This window comes from Streptomyces flavovariabilis (assembly GCF_000725785.1).
Classification (GTDB): Bacteria; Actinomycetota; Actinomycetes; order Streptomycetales; family Streptomycetaceae; genus Streptomyces; species Streptomyces hawaiiensis.
Genome location: NZ_JNXD01000001.1, coordinates 26,616 through 41,907, shown reverse-complemented (window position 1 = coordinate 41,907; position 15,292 = coordinate 26,616). Strand labels below are relative to the sequence as shown.

Genomic DNA, 15,292 nt, shown 5'->3' with positions numbered 1-15,292 from the left:
GGGCGCACGGGGAGAGTGCGGGGCTTGAAAAGACCGGCATAACTCGGATGGGGTCGGGTAGCTGCGCGCCCATGGCTCCACCACAGAGAAGCCCACACAGAAGCACATGGCGAAGTCCCGAACCCATATCCCGGTCCGTATCCGGGCCCACACGCCGGTCGCTGCTCGCGGGGGTGGCGGCGCTCGGCGCGCTGGGTGCCGCCGGATGCAGCCGGGTCGCCACAGCCTCGGACGTCAAGGGCGGTGAACTGCTCGACCGGCTCCGGGCCGCGGGGGTCGTCCGCCTCGGCATCGCGGGCGAGATCCCGTTCGGCTTCATCGACCGGAACGGCGAGCTGACCGGTGAGGCGCCGGAACTGGCCAAGGTGATCTTCAAGCGGCTCGGCGTCGACCGGGTGCAGCCCGTGCCGACCGAGTTCGGCTCGCTCATCCCGGGCCTGAACTCCCAGCAGTTCGACGTCGTGGCCGCCGGGATGTACGTGAACCCCGAGCGCTGCGAGCAGGTCATCTTCGCCGACCCCGACTACCAGATGCTCGACTCGTTCATCGTGCGCAAGGGCAACCCGAAGGGGCTGCACAGCTACAAGGACGTCGTCGAGAAGAAGGCGAAGTTCGCCACCGGGACGGGCTACGCCGAGATCCAGTACGCCGTCGAGGCGGGGTACGAGGAGAGCGAGATCCTGATCGTCCCGGACCAGGTCGCGGGCCTGAACGCGGTCGAGGCAGGGCGCGTGGACGTGTTCGCCGGTACGGCGCTGACCACCCGCGAGGTGGTGAAGAAGTCGTCCAAGGCGGAGTCGACCAAGCCGTTCGCGCCGCTCGTCGACGGCAAGCCGCACGTCGACGGGGGCGCCTTCGCGTTCCGGCCGACCGAGACCAACCTGCGGGACGCCTTCAACGTGGAGCTGCGCAAGCTCAAGAAGAGCGGTGAACTCTTCCGCATCCTTCAGCCCTTCGGTTTCACCCGGGCCGAGATGACGGACATGACCGCGAAGGAGCTCTGCGGCGGATGACCTCGGGACTCTGGGAACTCGTACTCAAGGGCGTCTGGGTCACGATCCAGCTGCTCGTCTGCAGCGCCCTGCTGGGCGCCGCCGTGTCCTTCGTCGTCGGCGTGGCGCGCACCCACCGGCTGTGGATCGTCCGCTTCCTCGCGGGCCTCTACACCGAGGTGTTCCGCGGCACTTCGGCGCTGGTGATGATCTTCTGGGTGTACTTCGTGCTGCCGATCGCCTTCGGCTGGCAACTGGTGCCGCTGTGGGCGGGCACCCTCGCACTCGGCCTGACCTACGGGGCGTACGGCTCCGAGATCGTGCGCGGCGCGCTGAACGCGGTCGACCCGGCACAGAAGGAGGGCGGGATCGCGCTCAGCTTCACGCCCTGGCAGCGGCTGCGGCTGATCCTGCTGCCGCAGGCGGTGCCGGAGATGATCCCGCCGTTCTCCAACCTGCTGGTCGAACTCCTCAAGGGCACCGCCCTGGTGTCGATCATGGGCATGGGTGACCTGGCGTTCAGCGGCAACCTGGTGCGCCTGGCGCTCCAGGAGAGCGCGGAGATCTACACGATCGTGCTGCTGATCTACTTCGTCATCGCCTTCCTGCTGACCCGCGGCATGCGCGGCCTGGAGCGCAAGCTCAAGGCCGGCACGGGCAAGCCGGTCGGGGGCACACCCGACCAGGAGCTGGACCGACCGCAGACGACCGGTGTGGGAGGTGCTGTCGCATGAAGTGGGACTGGAGCGCTGTCAGCGGCTTCATGCCGCACCTGTGGGACGGTCTGCTGGTCACCGTGCAGATCCTGGCCCTCGGTTCGCTGATCTCGTTCGCCCTGGGCCTGGTGTGGGCGCTGCTGATGCGGGCGCCCTCGCGCTGGGTGACCTGGCCGGTCGGCGTGGTCACGGAGTTCGTCCGCAACACCCCGCTGCTGGTGCAGCTGTTCTTCCTCTTCTACGTGCTGCCCGAGTGGGGCCTGACCTTCTCGGCGCTGACCACGGGTGTCTTCGCGATCGGGCTGCACTACTCGACGTACACGATGCAGGTCTACCGGGCCGGTATCGAGGCCGTGCCGGTCGGCCAGTGGGAGGCGGCGACGGCACTGAACCTGCCGCTGCGCCGGACGTGGACCGCGGTGATCCTGCCGCAGGCGGTGCGCCGGGTCGTCCCGGCCCTCGGCAACTACGTCATCTCCATGCTCAAGGACACACCGATGGTGATGGCGATCACCGTGCTGGAGATGCTCGGCCAGGCGCGCCTGTACTCGCAGGAGCACTTCCAGTTCACCGAGCCGCTGACGGTGATCGGCGTGGCCTTCATCGTCATTTCCTACCTGGCCTCCCTTGCCCTGCGAGCCCTGGAGCGACGCCTTGCCCACTGACACTCTCCCCAACCCCGAGAAGAATCCCGCCAGGAGCACCGGCGAGCTGATCCGGCTGGAGCAGGTCACCAAGCGGTTCGGGAGCAACACGGTCCTGGACCACCTGGACTTCTCGGTCGACGCCGGCAAGCACGTCACCCTGATCGGGCCGTCCGGATCCGGCAAGACCACGATCCTGCGGCTGCTGATGACCCTGCTCAAGCCCGACGAGGGCACGATCACGGTCGACGGGCAGCAGCTGTTCCCGGCCTCCGACAAGCAGGTCCGCGAGGTCCGCAAGAAGATCGGGATGGTGTTCCAGCAGTTCAACCTGTTCCCGAACATGACGGTGCTGCGGAACATCACCGAGGCGCCGGTCACCGTCCTCGGCATGTCCAAGGACGAGGCCGTGGAGCGGGCCAAGGGCCTGCTGGACCTGGTGGGCCTGGCCGACAAGTGCGACGCGCACCCGGCCCAGCTCTCCGGCGGCCAGCAGCAGCGGGTGGCGATCGCCCGGGCCCTGGCGATGCGCCCGCAGGTGCTGCTCCTGGACGAGGTGACGTCCGCGCTCGACCCCGAGCTGGTCGCGGGAGTCCTCGACGTCCTCCGGGACATCGCCCGCTCCACCGACATCACGATGCTCTGTGTGACCCACGAGATGAACTTCGCCCGGGACATCTCCGACCAGGTACTGATGTTCGACTCGGGCCGGATCATCGAGTCGGGAACGCCGGAAAAGATCTTCAGCGACCCGGAGCTGGACCGGACACGGGAGTTTCTCAGCGCAGTTCTGTGACTACGGCACGTGACCAGGCGGAACGCCACCCCCTCGGGCTGGGGCATGCTTCTGGCATATGCCAGTGAGCCATTGCCCCAGTCCGGGGCTCCGGGAATCTTGTCAACCCCCGCTCCCCGCAACGCCATTGCCGGATAGCCTGGAAAAGGTTCACTGACCGGATTACGGCCCTACAGCAAGCGCAGGGGGAGACCACCGTGGCGCTGAAGCACGAGCCGACCACCCCGTACCACTCGGCCCAGGAAGCCCTGCGCGTCCTGGAGACGGTGGCGCACGGTTCCAGCGGTGTCACCGACACCGAGATCGCCCGGCACACCGGCATCCCCCCGGAGCGGCTGACCGCGCTGCTGCGGATGCTGCGCCGCGAGGGCTACGTCGAGCAGATCGCCGACGGCGCGTACGTCACGGGCGAGACCCTGGCCCGCCTCGGTTCCGCCCGCCACCGCGAGCAGGCCGTCCGCGACAAGCTCCAGCGCGCCCTCGACCGGCTGCGCGACTCGGTCGGCGCCGCCGTCTACATGAGCCGGTACGTCGACGGCGAGATCAGCATCACCCAGTACGCCGACAGCCCGGCCGCACCCAAGGTCAACGAATGGGTCGACTTCCGCTCCTCGGCCCACGCCACCGCCATCGGCAAGAGCCTGCTCACCCAGCTCGACCACGCCGGCCGCCGCGACCACCTCGCCCGGCACAAGATGGCCCGCCTCACCTCGCGCACCATCACCAGCGACCGGCTCCTGCTCTCCCGCCTGGAGGCCCAGCCGCCCACCGTGCCCGTCCTGGACCTCCAGGAGTACGCGATCGGCACGGTCTGCGCGGCCGTCCCGATCACGGCCGGCTCCTCCGTCGGCTGCCTGGCCCTGTCCCTCCCCGTCGAACACGCCCACCGCCTGCGCCGGGCCGCGGACGCCCTCAACCGCCACGCGGCCCCGATGCTGCTCTCCATGGCGATCTAGGACGCCGCCGAGTGGTCCGGAGCACCCCTCGGCATTGGGTATTATTTTTCCCGTCGCCCGCCGCGGAACACGGTTCCAACAGCAGGCGAGAGTCATGCGCCGCTAGCTCAGTTGGTTAGAGCAGCTGACTCTTAATCAGCGGGTCCGGGGTTCGAGTCCCTGGCGGCGCACGGATGAGGGGCCTCTCGTGGGAGCGAGAGGCCCCTTCTCGTCATAGCGGGGCGTCGGGGGAGGGATCTTGACGAGACCCACGGTGTCGCAGGAGAACGCCGGAGCGAGGCGGTTACTGATCGCTGCCGGGACGCGTTCCTACCGCGAGCTCGGGGAACTGCCCCAGGCGCACGAGGACGTCCGGCGCGTCGCCACCCTGTTCGAGGGGATGGGATACGAGCGGATCCTGACCGAGGTGTCCCGCGACCCCGACGCGGCGGAGTTCGAGGACGCGGTGGCCGACTGGTGTGCGGGCGCCGACCTCACCCCCGACGACGTACTCGTCGTCTACTACGCGGGCCACGGCGACCGCCCGGACGCCGGCGGCTACCGTCTCGCCGGCTCCGACAGCACCGCACGGCGACCGCGCTCCTGGATCTCCCCGGAGAACCTCACCGCCACGCTCGCGGCATCGCCGCTGCGGAACGTGCTGATCATCATCGACGCCTGCCACGCCGGGAAGGGCGCCGCGAGGATCGGCGCCGTGGCCGACGCCCACGTGGCGGTACGGCCACGCGGTGACGCCGCCGGCTCCGGCACCTGGGTCATGGTGTCCGCGCGCCACCGCGACCTCGCCCGGGACGGCGTGTTCCCGGTCGAACTGGAACGGGCGTACGCCCTCGGCGACGGGCCCTCCCAGCGCTACCTCGCGCCCGCCAAGCTCGCCGACCGGATCACGCGGGCGTTCGAGCAGGCCGGGCGGCGCCAGCACTGCTCCTGCTCCGTGACCGACCAGACGGTCCAGGCACCGTTCTTCCCCAACCCACGCCACGACCCCCGTGCCGAGGTCCGATCCGCGGAGGAGCACGGCGGCGAGGCGGGCGACCTCACCTCCCACTTCAGCCCCCGCGGCCGGGGCGTGGAACAGGTCCACGACTCGGGCTCCTACTTCACCGGCCGCAAGCGGGCCCTGGACGCCCTGCGTGCCCGGCTGGCGGGCCCGGGCGGAACCGGGCCGCTCGTCGTCACCGCCGCGCCCGGCTCGGGCAAGTCGGCGGTGCTGGGGCGACTGGTCCTCGACGCGGCATCCGACGACGCGGACCACCGCATCGACGTGTCGATCAACGCCCGGCACCAGACGATCGACGACCTGGTGACCCGGCTGGCGGCCGCCGCCGACCTCACCGCGGCCGGCCCCACGGAGCTGCTCACCGGACTCGCCGACCGGGAGAACCCCTTCCGCGTCGTCATCGACTCCCTGGACGAGGCCGGCCCGGCCGGTGACAAGGCGGAGGCCCGCCGCATCGCCTGGGACCTGCTGCGCCACCTCGCCACCGTGCCGTGCGTCCGGCTGGTCGTCGGCGTACGCCGTGAACTGCTCCTCCACCTCGGCGACCGCGTCCCCGTCATCGACCTCGACAGCGCCGACTACAGCGAGGACACGAACACGGCCGAGTACGTCGAGCGCATCCTCACGGACGCCGGCTCCCCCTACCAGGCGGACCCCGCTGCCGCGCGCGTCGTCGCCGAGGGCGTGGCACAGCGCGCCGGCCGCTGCTTCCTGGTGGCCCGGATGACCGCGACCGCGCTGTGCCGGGGCAAGCCGGTCGACGTGACGGTGCCCGGGTGGGCACGGCAGTTGCCGTCGGACACGGCCAGCGCGTTCCAGGCGTACCTGGAGCGCATGCCCAGGGACGCGCGCACGAGCGCCTTGCCCCTCCTGACCACCCTGGCCTTCGGCGAGGGCCACGGCGTCCCCCGCACGGCCGTCTGGACACGGGTGGCGTCCCGCCTCTCCGGCATCACCCTCACGGAGTCCGATGTGGACGCGCTGCTGGAGGAGGACGGGTCGTACGTGACCGCGGTGGAGGTCGAGGGCCGGAAGTACTTCCGCCTGTACCACCAGGAGCTGGCCGATCACCTGAAGACGCGGGCGCTGCGGTACCGGGACCTGAGCAGTGTTCAGGAGTGTTTCGTCGGGACGCTCCTCGACTCGGTGCCGTCGGGTGCCGGTGGGCGGGACTGGGGTCGGGCCGACGCGTACACGCGCGACCATCTGGCGACGCACGCCGCTGCCGCGGGTGTGATCGACGACCTGATCGAGGATCCGTCCTTCGTGCTGGCCGCCGCTGCGGCGGGACTCGTGCCGGCGGTGCAGCACGCGAAGCGGAATCCGCTGCTGGCGATGGTGGTGGAACGGTGCGCGGACCTCCTGGCCGGCCGGCACGGACCGCATCCGGACCCGGCCGCCGAACTGGCCTTCGTGGCGCGCACCCACGGGGCGACGGACTTCGCGCGCCGGGCGGTCGGGGTGTCCGTGGGTGTGGACCGCATGTGGACCGAACCGCGTCGGGTGACGCCCCACCGGATCGTGGGCCGGCACGGGAAAGGCACGTACTCCACGACCTCGGTCTGGTACGGGTGGACCATCCAGGACCTGGTCACCGAGCAGGGCCGTCACCTGGTGGTGGCCGTCTCGTTCCAGTCGACCGAGGTACACGTGTGGCCGCTCGACGATCCCTCGCAGGCGATGGTGCTGCCGCACGCACGGCCCGTAGAGGGCCTGAGGGTGCTGTCCCACAACGGCCGTTCGCTGGCGGTGACCCTCGACGACGGGTCGGAGCTGCGCGTCTGGGATCTGTCGGACCTGTCCCTGGTGAGCCGGCATGAGATGCCGGGCTGCACGGGGTTCGGGGACGTGGGCGTCCTCTCCGACGGTACGGCGATTGCCGTCGCCCGGGGGCCGGGAAAGGTGGTCGTCCTCGATCTGGTCAGCGGGGAGCGGCTACTGGAGGTGACCTGTGCGAGGTCGGAGGGTGCGGAGTGGGAGAGCATCCCGAGCGCTCTCCTCGCACGCTGTGGCGGACCCGACAAGTGGCTGGTCGTATGTGATCGGGTCGGGGGGACGCTGTCCCTGCACGCACTGGAAAAGCAGGTGGGAGGCGGCGTACTGCTGGAAGGGCTGACCAGTCCCCGGCTGTCGGCCCAGGCGCAGGAACCGGACGGCACCTCGGTCGTCGCATTCTTCGAGCGGGGCACCGGCAGCACAGCGCACTGGGTTCGCCTCACACTGCTCAATGTCGCGAGCCAGGAGACGGCATCGGTGAGTCGTGACGACGACTGGCGACCGACCGGACGTTTCACAACCGACGCGGACCTCGGTGCCGTCTACGTGGCGGCCGGTCAGCGCACCCTGGTGACGCTTGCGACGGGAGCCGAACCGTGCGTGACCCATCTGGACTTCTCCGTCGGCAATTTCACCGTCGCTCCGCTCGCCCGGGAAGGACGGCCGTACGCGGTGGTGGCCGGACTCAGCAGCGAGGCCCGGGTGCTGGACTGTGCGGCCGGCCGGCTTGTCGGCATTCCGTTGCAGGGCCATGAAAGCGCGGTGTGCGCCATTCGTGTGCTCGGCACGTCGACCTCCGACGATCTCTACATCCTGACCGTCGGAAACGACGGCACCGCCCGTCTGTGGTGCTGGAACCGGGCTGCCACCCCGGCCGCCGAGAAGTCCGCGCACAGTTCCGACGCGGGACAGGACGGCATGGCCCACACCCAGTTGCTGCTCAGGTGGCCGGGGAGTGCCACGAGGGTGATCGCCAGCTCCTGGCGCGGCATCCGCACCCTCGACTCGCACCTGCTCGAGATGTCCGACGACGACGGCGCCTCTGCCCAGGCCACGCACGTGGCCGAGATGCCGCCGTGGACGGACCAGCACTGCCTCGAAGACGCTCGCGCCGAGGCGCTGCACGTCCTGTTGCGGGACGGAGAGCGCGGCGGTGACAAGGCGACCGGGACCATTTCCGTCGCCACGCTCCTTGGCAACGGAAAGATCGAGAAGTACGGTCACCCGGCCTTGCGGCAGGTCCCGGCGAGTACGGTCGCGCATCTGCTGCCCGCACCGAGCGGCAGTCCGTATCCCGGTGTCATCTCCTACGACCCGTCGAGCGGCTCCGTCATCCTCGTGACCGACCCTGCCCGGCCCGGCGACACCTCGGCCGCCCCGTGGCAGGCGGAGCAGGACGACACCGTCGTGACGGCCGGCTATGTCTCCACGGAAGGCCAGAGCGTTCTCATGGCCGCCCTGAGGAGGGCAGGACGTGGCGACACGAGGGTCGACGGCTCCTACGTGGGGCACGACACCCCCGTCGGTCCGGCATGTGACGCCAGCCGGACGTATCTGTGGGCCCCGGCCTCGAGGCGACTGCTCAGCGACGAGCCCCTGCTGCTGCCTCCGGAGGTCGACCAACTCGTGCCCCATCACAGCCCCCGGGGCACTTCGTACGTTGCCCTCACCACCCGGACCGGCTTGGCAGCCGTGCTAAACGTCGACACGGGGCAGCGATACACCGTTCACCTCGAACAACCTGACGAGCATCGCACCCTCAGTCTCCGCCTTCGTGAACTCACCAGTGGACGCGGTTACTTCGTCCGCTGGGCCGACACTCCGGAAGGCGAGCCCCTCCTCCTGTACATGGACCCCGCCGGAATGGACGACAACGTCCTGGCCTCCGTCACGCTCTGGAACTCCACGAGCCCGCACACCCCCCAGCGCCTCCCCGTCCAGGCGTCCCGCATCCTCTGGACGGGCCAGGCGCCGAACGGCGAAACCCTGGTGGCCGTGAGCGACCGTCATGGAGTGACCCTGTGTCACCTGCCCAGCTGCGAACCGGTCTGGAGCGCCCCGATCCCCGCCCTGGTCACCTCGCTCGTCGTGCTGCCCGGCTTCGACATCGCCGTCAGCACCCAGCAGGGCGTCGTACTGCTGCGCCCCCGCCTGTCACCCGCCTGGCAGCGGCTCACCCGCGCTGTCCAGGGCTAGCCGCCGGTACCGCGCCTCCCCCGGTGGCCGCCACCACACCGGATCGGCACACCGGAAGCCCTCCCTGCGCAAAGCCGCCCGGTGGATCTTGTTGGTGGCCGTGACCGGCATGCGGTCCGTCACCCGGACGAACCGGGGGGCCATCTTCGTCCCCAGGTCGGGCTGGGCCAGCAGGAACTTCGGGAACTCCTGGGGATCGAACGTGCCGGCGATCGTCGCCATCACCTGGTCCCCGGTCACCGGGTCCGGCACCGCGTAGACGCAGACCGCCTCCGCCCCCTCGTAGCGGGCCAGGATGTTCTCGATCATCGCGGCCGCCAGGTTCTCGCCGTCGACGCGGAGGCGGTCGTCGGTGCGGCCGGCGAAGTAGAGGTAGCCGTGGGTGTCGCGGTAGAAGAGGTCGCCCGTCCAGTACCAGCCGTCCTTGCGGCGTTCCGCCTCGGCCGCCGGGTTGCGCCAGTAGCCCTCGAAGGGGCTGGGCCCCTGGTTGACCAGTTCGCCGATCGCCTCGTCGCCGTTGAGCAGTCGGCCTGTCCCGTCGAAGAGGGCCGGCGGGCACTCCTCGCGGGTCTCCCGGTCGAGGACGACCAGCCCGGGTGCCGCCCGGCCGACGGCGCCCGGTGGTGTGCCCGGCGACCACGGGATCGCCGCCCCGCCTTCCGACGAGCCGTACCCCTCCACCAGCCGCACCCCGAACCGCCGCTCGAAAGCCGCCGCGTCCACCGCGCCCGCCTCCGTGCCGAAGCCCAGGCGGAGGGAGTTGTCGCGGTCGTCGGGCCGTGGCCCGGTCGCGAGGACGTACTGGATCGCCCGGCCCACGTAGGTGAAGTACGTCGCCCCGTACCGGCGTACGTCCGGCAGGAATCCGGACGCCGAGAAGCGGCGGCGCAGCGCCACCGTCGCACCGGTCACCAGCGCGGGTGCCCAGTCGGCGATCACCGCGTTGCCGTGGAACATCGGCATGCAGACGTAGTGGACGTCGTCCCGGGACAGGGAGAACTGCTCCGCCAGTGAGCGGCCGGCGGCGGCCAGCCGGCCCTGGGAGCACAGCGCGGCTTTGGGGGCACCGGTCGAGCCGGAGGTGAAGTAGAGCAGGTAACGGTCGCGTGGAGTGGCGCGGGAGGGGTCCGGGCGGGCGTCCGCGTACGGGGCGAGAAGCTCGGTGTAATCCGCCGTGTCCGTCACCAGCAGTCGTACGCCCGGCAGGTTCAGGTCCTCGAGCAGCGGCAGCCGGGACCGTTCGGTGATCAGTACGCGGCACTCGGTGTGCAGGATGTCGCGGGCGAGTTCGGCGCCGCGCCGGGTGGGGTTGATGCCCGCGACCGCCGCCCCGGCCAAGGCCGCGGCGCCCAGCCACAGGGGGAAGTCGGGGGTGTTGTCGAGCAGCACGCCGAGGTGGGGTTCGGCCGCCGGGGGGAGAAGGTCCTCGAAGAGCGCCGCCCGGGCCGCGGCGCCCGCCGCCACCTCGTGGTGGGTCAGCATCCGCCCCTCGCACCACAGCCCCGGCCGGTGGTCGCCCCACCGGGCGGCGACGAGTTCCGCGACCGTGCTCGCCCTGGAGTCCATGGGCGCGCACGGTAGTTGACGAATCGTCAGATGTGGAGGGTCACGGCCCTACGGCGGTCTCGAGCGGCCGGCGTGGAAGGAAGCGCCCACACCGGCCGCACCGGTGACCCGGGAGAATCTCGGAGGTTCAGAAGGTCACGTCCGAGCAGGCGTAGAACGCGTTGGCCGTGTCGGCGATCGTCCACACCGCCACGATGACGTGACGGCCGCTCAGCCCGGACGGCAGCCGGCCGCTGTGGGAGAGCGTGGACGGCGGTCGCTGCCCGTTGTACGGCACCGTGAAGAACGGGGTGAGGTTGAGGTCGGACCGGGCCAGGTTGTGGTTCTGGTTCCAGCCGGACTTGGTGAGGTAGTACTTGAAGTCGGTCGTGGCGTGCATGGCCGTGAACTGCCATCGGAACGTGTAGTTCTGGCCGCCCGTCACCTTCGTGGCGGGCCAGGCGCCGCCGGACGGGGTCCGCGGCGAGCTGAGCTGGCTGAAGTGGCCGAGGCCGGCGTTGCATATCTGCCCGTCGGCCGGGCCGGAGGCGGGGAAGCCCTTCGGGCCCTCGACGCTCTGCGGCTCCCACTGGATCGAGCCGCAGTTGGTCACGGTGCCGTTCTGGCAGAGCTTCTGCCGGCTGATGGGGAGGTCGGTGTAGCCGTGGCCGCTGGCGCCGCCGGAGGAGAGCACGAGGGCTCCGGTCGTGGCCAGTCCCACCGCGGCTGCGGACAACTTGGTCCTTGTGCGCATGCTGCCGCTCCTGGAGAACATGGGGGAGGTTCAGTGAGCCGTGCATGTAGGTCTAGACCAAGTTCGAGATTATGGGCGCTGGTTGAACATGTCCATACCAATCACGGAGCTGTTTCTCCCCGGCCGGCGCAGAACGCCACCGTCAGGTCCTTCACCAGCGCCTTCCGCTCGTAGTCGTCGAGTTCGACCAGCCCCCGCATGGTCAGCCGGGTCACCGTGTCCTCCACCGAGTCCACGACCGAGGTGAGCACGCTCGCCCGGTGCCGGGCGTCCAGCGCGGCGATCCGGCGGCGGTGCATCGCGGCGGCGACCTCGGGGGCGTACTCCGCACGGGCCGGCTGCACGGAGAACACCTCCAGGCCGACCGGGGCCGCGTCCGCCGCCACCAGCCGGGTCAGCGCCTCGGCCGCCGCATCCCCGGCTCCCCTCGGCCCGCCCGGCATCTCCACCGGCACCCGGGCCAGAGCCGCCTCGACGCACTCGCGCAGATACGCCTCGTGGTCCTCCACGCCCAGCGTGGCCCGGGCGGTGTCCCGCACCCGCCACACCACCAGGACGACCACCCGCAGCGCGATCCCGCCCCCGTCGGCCGCGGGCACGGGCTCGCTGCGCCAGTGCCGCAGCCGCACGTCCACCCGGCGGCGCAGCAGCAGCGGGTTGACCCACAGCAGGCCGGAGCGCCGGACTGTCCCCCGGTAGCGGCCGAACAGATCGAGCACCCAGGCCCGCCCGGTACGGCCCCGGGCCAGCCCGCCGAGCCCGAACAGCCCGAGCGCCCCGGCTCCCGCGTACGCCGCCCACTGGGCGGGACCGAGCCCGGCCCCGGCGTACGCGGGCAGCCGCAGTGCCTCCACCGCGAGCGGCGGCAGCACCCCGGCCCACCAGGAGGTGGCCGCGCACCCGGCCGCGCCGCAGGCCCCGGCCAGCACCCCAGCCGCGCCGGGCAGCACCCGCGCGGGCCGCTCCCCCAGGTCGGGATCGACCTGCGGCACCGGGCGCTTCGGGGCGACCGCCGGGCGCCTCAGACGCGGCTGCTCCCCGGTGCCCTGTCTGCGGCCGACGACCGCCGGTCTCAGCGGCACCGGCGCCGGGTCGGGGTCGTCGCGGAACAGCAGGTGCACGGGGATCTCGGTGGTGGCCTCGTTCTGGATGAGCCGGGCGGGCCGGGCCGGTCCGTCGGCCGGTCCGTCGGGCTCGGACGGGTGGGAAGTGGTCGTACTCATGCGTGCCTCCAGCCTCCGCGCCAGATGCGTCACAACAGTGGTTCCGGGTGAGGGCCCCGTCCGAGGGGCCCGACCGGGATTCGGGGCCCGCCCGGGAAGAGGGAGGGCCGAGGGGCCCTACGAGAAGAGGCGCCGCCAGGTCTCCGGCCCCGGGCAGCCGTCCGCCGCGCCGCCCCGCCAGCCCTGGGTGCGCTGGAAGGCCTCGACGGCGCGCCGGTCCGCCTCGCCCCAGCGCGGCCCCGGCCCGCCCCGGTAGAACCTGCCGAATCCCTTCCGCACGAGCTGCCTGCCCAGCTGGGTGACATAGGCGTTGTTCGCGCCGGAGCGGAACACCGCCCGTCCCGGGTAGCCGGGGACGCCGTGGGAGGCGGGCGGCGGGCCGACCCCCCCGTCCCGCACGTCCTTGCCCTCGCCGGTGACCAGCAGCTCCCAGGTGCGCGGGCCGGGCAGCCCGTCGGCGTCCGCGCCCGTCCAGCCCTGCGCCCGCTGGAACGCCCGGGTCGCCCGGCGGTCGGCGTCGGTCCAGCGCGGCCCCGGGCCCGACGCGTACGAGGCGCCGGCCCCGCGTGCGACGAGCATGCGGCCGAGCAGCGTGACGTACCTGTTGTTCGCGCCGGGGCCGAAATACGCCGCTCCCGGGTATGGCGCGGCGGCCGGGGCGCCCGGCTTGCCGCTGTCCGGTTCAAAGGCCGGCTCCTCCGGGGTGACGCCCTTGTAGCGGTAGGGGACGTACCGGTCGGAGTCGTTCCAGTAGGCGTACGGGGTGGACTGCCGGCGGGTGTGCGGGCGGGTCTGCTCGTAGGCGGTGTAGTGGGTGTGGGCGTCGTCCGTCCAGCCGCCGAAAATGGTGACGTGCGAGCCTTTTTCGGGGTCGGACGCATTGTGGAACAGCAGAATGTCACCCGGCTGGAGCTCCTCCTTGGTAATCCTCTCCGCGTACTGGGCGAGGCTGCCCGTCCATTCGTTTCCGGGCAGCTGCCAGGCCATCGAGACATAGCCGGAGCAGTCCTGCCGGTAACCGTCGGACCAGTAGGCGCTCATGCTGTACGGCACCTTCGCGGCGACCCAGGTCTTCGCCCGGTTGATGATCTCCCCGCGGGTGATGGCGGTGGGGCTGGGGTCGACGGACGGCTTCGCCGGACGGCCGTCGGGGCCGTGCAGCGGGGCCATGGCCCCCTGGGGGGTGTCGGGCTCGTCACCTGCGGAGACGCCCGGCCGGTGGGGTGCGTGCGAGGCGGCCGCGGCTGGCACGGCGTGGCCCGCGCCGACTGCGGCGGAGGCTACGGCGGCCAGGGCGAGAGCCCGGTGGGCGGCCGGGTGGCCGCTGGTCCGGCCGGCCCAGGAATGCGGCAGGGCGCGGCGCCAGTGGACGCAGCCGGGGCATTCGCAGTCGCTCGCGGGGTCGATTTCCTCGAATACCGGAGACTCCATGCGATTCCCCTCACACTTCCGGCGGAAAATGCGGCGCCCGTGCACCTCGGGACGCGCGTCGCCAGTTTCGCAACTGTCTTCCTTACGCGCATGCTGACGGTCCGAATGATGTACGCGGACGCCTTGCGGGGGGACCGTCCGGGGCCGGGCGGGTGGTCAGGAGCACCTCGCGACGTCCTGTAGAGTTACGCCGTCAGCGCGCGCCGCTAGCTCAGTTGGTTAGAGCAGCTGACTCTTAATCAGCGGGTCCGGGGTTCGAGTCCCTGGCGGCGCACCGACCGGAAGGCCTCTCGCGGAAGCGAGGGGCCTTCTCGCATGCCGGGAGGGCCCGGGACCGTCCCGCTCTCTCCGGCCTCTCTGGCCGGAACCCGGCCCCCCGCGCGATTGGCCGGATACCCTCTGGCCATGGCAGCGCGAGACCTACAGGAGCGGATCAAGAAGCTCATCATCGACCGCCGGCTGGCCTCCGGGGCCCCGCTGCCGACCGAGCCCGAGCTGATGGAGTACCTCGGCGCGAGCCGGAACTCGGTACGGGAGGCACTGAAGGCGCTCCAGGCGATGGGCATCGTGGAGATCCGGCACGGCTTCGGCACCTACGTCGGCCCGATGTCCCTGGCCCCGATGATCGAGGGCCTCGCCTTCCGCACGGTCGCCGGGCACTACCGGGGCGAGGACTCCCTGCTCCAGCTGCTGGAGCTGAGGGAGGCGGTGGAGACGGGCCTCGTGTCCCGGCTCGCCGGCCGGATGCCGGAAGCGGACCTCGTTGAACTGGACGCGCTCGCCGCCCGTATGGAAGAGCAGGCCGCGCGGGGAGCCGGCCTCGCCGAGACCGACCGGGCCTTCCACGCCACCCTCTACCGGGGGCTGGACAACGTGCTGCTGAGCGAGGTCCTGGAGGCGTTCTGGGACGCCTTCCACCGGGTCCGCACGGACCTCGGGGGCGAGCCGCAGGACCCGAAGGTGACCTGCCGGCAGCACCGGGAGATCCTCGACGCGGTGCGGTCCGGCGATTCGATGCAGGCGGAGGAGGCCATACGAGAGCACTTCGGCAACATCCGCGCCCGCCTGTCCACAACGGCTCCACAGGGTCCCCACACCCGCCACAATGAACGCGTTTGACCGGTAACCACCGTGTTTCGCATCTTGCGATCATGATGAACGCCGTAGAACCCTGGGTTTCTGGTTTTACAAGATGCTGCGGGTTCGCGGCAGTTGGGGGGCTTTCGAGCCGGTTGCGGGCTGAGCGGGGGTAGGGGCCCCGTT

11 protein-coding genes and 2 tRNA genes are annotated in these 15,292 nt (G+C 71.1%); 9 read left to right on the top strand and 4 right to left on the bottom strand.

Translation table 11 applies throughout. From position 1 onward, the window contains the following. Positions 1–71 precede the first annotated feature (71 nt). From ehuB to IO24_RS45505, 7 genes are all read left to right on the top strand, one after another. The gene (gene ehuB / locus IO24_RS0100170; protein WP_107062875.1) at positions 72–1,013 is read left to right on the top strand and encodes an ectoine/hydroxyectoine ABC transporter substrate-binding protein EhuB; all 942 of its coding nucleotides are present in this window, start codon (positions 72–74) and stop codon (positions 1,011–1,013) included. Further along, positions 1,010–1,726 carry an ectoine/hydroxyectoine ABC transporter permease subunit EhuC gene (gene ehuC, locus IO24_RS0100165; RefSeq protein WP_031130410.1) on the top strand — a complete coding sequence of 239 codons (717 nt, stop codon included), beginning with the start codon at positions 1,010–1,012 and terminating at the stop codon, positions 1,724–1,726. Before ehuB ends, ehuC begins: the two co-directional genes overlap by 4 nt. After that, entirely contained in the window at positions 1,723–2,373 is a 651-nt protein-coding gene (gene ehuD / locus IO24_RS0100160; RefSeq protein ID WP_031130408.1) for an ectoine/hydroxyectoine ABC transporter permease subunit EhuD, read from the top strand. The genes ehuC and ehuD overlap by 4 nt, the downstream gene beginning before the upstream one ends. Next, positions 2,363–3,148 (top strand): ectoine/hydroxyectoine ABC transporter ATP-binding protein EhuA, encoded by a 786-nt coding sequence (ehuA, locus tag IO24_RS0100155; protein ID WP_031130406.1) that lies wholly within the window; start codon positions 2,363–2,365, stop codon positions 3,146–3,148. The genes ehuD and ehuA overlap by 11 nt, the downstream gene beginning before the upstream one ends. Positions 3,149–3,345: 197 nt before the next feature. After that, the gene (locus IO24_RS0100150; RefSeq protein ID WP_031130404.1) at positions 3,346–4,104 is read left to right on the top strand and encodes an IclR family transcriptional regulator; all 759 of its coding nucleotides are present in this window, start codon (positions 3,346–3,348) and stop codon (positions 4,102–4,104) included. Between the two features lie 96 nt (positions 4,105–4,200). Next, positions 4,201–4,274: transfer RNA gene (locus IO24_RS0100145), tRNA-Lys, on the top strand. Between the two features lie 68 nt (positions 4,275–4,342). Continuing rightward, positions 4,343–9,076: a caspase family protein gene (locus IO24_RS45505; protein WP_078898829.1), complete on the top strand. Its 4,734-nt coding sequence runs from the start codon at positions 4,343–4,345 to the stop codon at positions 9,074–9,076. On the opposite strand, the gene IO24_RS0100135 is transcribed toward IO24_RS45505, so the two are convergent. From IO24_RS0100135 to IO24_RS0100120, 4 genes are all read right to left on the bottom strand, one after another. Continuing rightward, positions 9,035–10,642, bottom strand: a complete 1,608-nt coding sequence (locus tag IO24_RS0100135; protein ID WP_037667013.1) for a long-chain-fatty-acid--CoA ligase — start codon at positions 10,640–10,642, stop codon at positions 9,035–9,037. The genes IO24_RS45505 and IO24_RS0100135 overlap by 42 nt on opposite strands. Positions 10,643–10,769: 127 nt before the next feature. After that, positions 10,770–11,375, bottom strand: a complete 606-nt coding sequence (locus tag IO24_RS0100130) for a lytic polysaccharide monooxygenase auxiliary activity family 9 protein (protein WP_031130398.1) — start codon at positions 11,373–11,375, stop codon at positions 10,770–10,772. 101 nt (positions 11,376–11,476) lie between these two features. Then, positions 11,477–12,598 (bottom strand): SPFH domain-containing protein, encoded by a 1,122-nt coding sequence (locus IO24_RS0100125; RefSeq protein ID WP_031130396.1) that lies wholly within the window; start codon positions 12,596–12,598, stop codon positions 11,477–11,479. 117 nt (positions 12,599–12,715) lie between these two features. Continuing rightward, positions 12,716–14,029, bottom strand: a complete 1,314-nt coding sequence (locus IO24_RS0100120; protein WP_031130394.1) for a peptidoglycan-binding protein — start codon at positions 14,027–14,029, stop codon at positions 12,716–12,718. 200 nt (positions 14,030–14,229) lie between these two features. On the opposite strand from IO24_RS0100120, the gene IO24_RS0100115 reads away from it, so the two are divergent. Both IO24_RS0100115 and IO24_RS0100110 read left to right on the top strand, forming a co-directional pair. Beyond that, a tRNA-Lys gene (locus tag IO24_RS0100115) sits at positions 14,230–14,303 on the top strand. Positions 14,304–14,434: 131 nt separating this feature from the next. After that, positions 14,435–15,148 carry a FadR/GntR family transcriptional regulator gene (locus IO24_RS0100110; RefSeq protein WP_031130392.1) on the top strand — a complete coding sequence of 238 codons (714 nt, stop codon included), beginning with the start codon at positions 14,435–14,437 and terminating at the stop codon, positions 15,146–15,148. The last annotated feature ends 144 nt before the right edge of the window (positions 15,149–15,292 follow it).

Coding starts and splice junctions, on each gene's coding strand:
- IO24_RS0100110 (WP_031130392.1), top strand. CDS start 14,435: ATGGCAGCGCGAGACCTACAGGAGCGGATCAAGAAGCTCATCATCGAC.
- IO24_RS0100135 (WP_037667013.1), bottom strand. CDS start 10,642: ATGGACTCCAGGGCGAGCACGGTCGCGGAACTCGTCGCCGCCCGGTGG.
- IO24_RS0100120 (WP_031130394.1), bottom strand. CDS start 14,029: ATGGAGTCTCCGGTATTCGAGGAAATCGACCCCGCGAGCGACTGCGAA.
- IO24_RS0100130 (WP_031130398.1), bottom strand. CDS start 11,375: ATGCGCACAAGGACCAAGTTGTCCGCAGCCGCGGTGGGACTGGCCACG.
- ehuD (WP_031130408.1), top strand. CDS start 1,723: ATGAAGTGGGACTGGAGCGCTGTCAGCGGCTTCATGCCGCACCTGTGG.
- ehuB (WP_107062875.1), top strand. CDS start 72: ATGGCTCCACCACAGAGAAGCCCACACAGAAGCACATGGCGAAGTCCC.
- ehuC (WP_031130410.1), top strand. CDS start 1,010: ATGACCTCGGGACTCTGGGAACTCGTACTCAAGGGCGTCTGGGTCACG.
- IO24_RS0100125 (WP_031130396.1), bottom strand. CDS start 12,598: ATGAGTACGACCACTTCCCACCCGTCCGAGCCCGACGGACCGGCCGAC.